Below are 2,886 nucleotides of genomic sequence, written 5' to 3' on the forward strand. Positions count from 1 at the left end.
ATCTTATATGCTAAATTTGAATTATCAGAAGTTTTCACAATTAATTCTTTCGGGGCTTAAACACATATGTGTTTAAGCCCCAATTATTATTTAGAAAAATATTAAAACTAGATCAATAAAAAAATACTAGTATTTTTTGGTTCTAACTATTTTTGATAACGTTTACACAAAAGATTTATAATGCTTTTTAAGTTGATAATTATTAGGGAGAACTAGAGACACTTGTACCTTCACTCGAGGATACAAGTGTCTTTTTTGTAGAAAGGGATGCTTTTATTATGAATGTTTATGTAGCTGAATTTTTAGGAACAGCAATACTCGTGTTATTGGGAGGCGGTGTCTGTGCAAATGTTAATTTAAAACGTAATTTAGGACATGGCTCTGACTGGATTGTAATTGCTGTAGGATGGGGGCTAGGTGTCTCTTTAGGCGCTTATGCTGTTGGCAATATTTCGGACGCCCACTTAAATCCAGCAGTTACTTTAGCATTTGCTATGGATCATTCATTAAGTTGGTCTATGGTGCCAGGTTATATAATTGCTCAAATGTTGGGAGGTATAGTAGGAGCAATACTTGTTTGGCTTGCATATTTACCACATTGGAAAGCCACTAAAGAACCAGAAGTCAAACTTGGTGTTTTTTCTACAGCACCCTCTGTCCCCAACTATTTTGCTAATTTCATCACAGAAATTATTGGTACAGGTATTTTAACTTTAGGACTGTTATTTATTGGTATGAACAATATCGCAGATGGTCTAAACCCATTAATTGTTGGGGCTTTAATTGTTGCTATTGGTGTAAGCATTGGGGGACCTACCGGTTATGCAATCAATCCTGCACGTGATTTAGGTCCAAGAATAGCTCATACTATTTTACCAATCGCGGGAAAAGGAGGTTCAAACTGGGGATATGCTATAGTTCCAGTGCTGGGGCCCCTATCTGGTGGAATGATAGGCGCTATGTTTTATCGTCTATTTTATAAAGGGATTTTTGATACAATGTCTATTATTTCTATTGCTATTTTTATAGCTACACTTATACTAGGTGTTATGCTTAATAAAATAGATAAGAAAAACAAAGTTGAAAAAATATATTAATTGAAATCAAATAATATACAATATAACTATTTTTTATATTATTTTAATGTCCCATTAATAATTTTTGCATTCCTGCCACTATGATGTTATAATGCACTTAACAAGGAATCCAGCATGGATACACCAATCCCCTCACTACCGCAAATAGTGAGGGGATTTTTGTAGGTGTGGCTATTGTCGCCTATTTGTCTTTGCGATTACGCAGCCAATGCGTAAATAACGCAATAATACAACCACTGATGACTGTGGTCGTGATGTGAACAAGGATTTCCAACATGAATAACACCTCCTCCCTACGTCAAATTGACGCCTGAGAGATAGGCGACTCCATTATTATACCATCTGTATCTTTTGAAGCATATGTACTTCCGATAAGTTGAAATATGTAAAATAATTTAATTTTACACTTTGTATTTTTCAAATTTCTGCTTCAAATATTTTATTTGTTTTTCATTCAACTTTTCAAATTTGAAATTTTTCATTCTATTTTTTAATAAATCATATAAACTTTCTTTTTGATTTACCCCAATTATCCCATTACTTTTATCTGATCCATCGACAAAATGATATTTATCATTGTGATAATTAAAGTATATAATACTATTGATAAAATATTCTTTATTTAAAAAAGCGCTTAATTTCTTCATTGTTTTATATATCTGTTTATAAGGATTACCATGGTTACGGTATTCTATTTCCCCATTTTCATTTAATTTCAAAACAAAAGTTTGATGCTCATTTTCATCTTGCTTATAAAAGATGTATCGATTCAATAATTCATGCTTAGTACCTTTTAAACTTTCTTTAGATATATTGTAATATATATCACCTTCCCAATATTTTGTTTCAAATATATAAACACCATAATCGCAAATAACCATATGATCTATTTGTCTAGGTTCTTTTAAATCGTACAAAAAAAGATTATCGAATTTTACAAAATGGTCGATATCAACTTCTTCTTGCAACTGTTCAAAAATTTCTTGTAACTCTTTAGAAGCTTTGATTTCCCCCATGTTTTTATTAGATACAGAGCTTAAACGATAACTTTCTTTCAAGTTTTTATTTTCCCTACACACATCTTCATATTTTTGGCTTAGTTCGTTATAACGAGCCGATAAATCTTTATTTTGGTTTTTCTCACTATCAATATTTGAATTTAGCGCTTGTTCTTTTTTCTCCTTCAATTTCATATTATCATTGCTCTTTTTATAAAAATAAATTACTAAGCAAAATAAGATAATAGAACATAATACCAAAACGATAATCATTATACACTAACCCTTAACTATTTATATCAATGACTTTATAGCATCTTTCATCTCTGCTTTTAATTGTTCATCTCTCTTGTATCCATTCAAATTAATATATTCCGCATCTTCTTGTACATACTGCAAGAACTTCTTGAATGTATCAATATAAGTTTTATAACTTTCACATTGTGCTTCTAAAAGTTCAACATCTTCTTTTGGTACGCTTGTCTCTAAAGCCATTTCAAGTGTTTGTTTTTCTTTTTTTAACTGTTCAGTATATTCATCTGTGTTATAGACAACTGTAGGTTTGATACGATTACCTAATGCCGCAAGTCGTGTATAAGCTGTTGGATTTAAATCTCTATCTTCTGCTAACGCTTTTACCTTTTTATATTCTTCTTCAGTCAAATTGATATTGATTGTTTTAGCTTTTCTATGACTTTTATTAGTCATTTTTGACCCCTCCAAAACTAAGTAATCACTCATTCATTCAATAATATAGTTAGTAATTACTCAATGTTTTTATAAAAAATAAA

General features: G+C 30.7%; 4 protein-coding genes. 1 reads left to right on the forward strand and 3 read right to left on the reverse strand.

Annotated features, from left to right (window positions below; genetic code table 11):
* Positions 1–278 precede the first annotated feature (278 nt).
* A complete protein-coding gene (locus tag CD032_RS09900) occupies positions 279–1,097 on the forward strand; it encodes an MIP/aquaporin family protein (protein WP_046467874.1) in 819 nt (272 codons plus the stop codon).
* 181 nt (positions 1,098–1,278) lie between these two features.
* Here CD032_RS09900 and CD032_RS12960 read toward each other — a convergent pair whose 3' ends face one another.
* From CD032_RS12960 to CD032_RS09910, 3 genes are all read right to left on the reverse strand, one after another.
* Entirely contained in the window at positions 1,279–1,374 is a 96-nt protein-coding gene (locus tag CD032_RS12960; protein WP_011276848.1) for a type I toxin-antitoxin system Fst family toxin, read from the reverse strand.
* A gap of 124 nt (positions 1,375–1,498) precedes the next feature.
* Positions 1,499–2,290 (reverse strand): nuclease-related domain-containing protein, encoded by a 792-nt coding sequence (locus CD032_RS09905; protein WP_231912230.1) that lies wholly within the window; start codon positions 2,288–2,290, stop codon positions 1,499–1,501.
* Between the two features lie 99 nt (positions 2,291–2,389).
* A complete protein-coding gene (locus CD032_RS09910) occupies positions 2,390–2,803 on the reverse strand; it encodes a plasmid mobilization protein (RefSeq protein WP_069819191.1) in 414 nt (137 codons plus the stop codon).
* Positions 2,804–2,886 lie beyond the last annotated feature (83 nt).

Origin of the sequence: Staphylococcus cohnii subsp. cohnii (assembly GCF_002902365.1) — a bacterium.
Lineage (GTDB): Bacteria > Bacillota > Bacilli > Staphylococcales > Staphylococcaceae > Staphylococcus > Staphylococcus cohnii.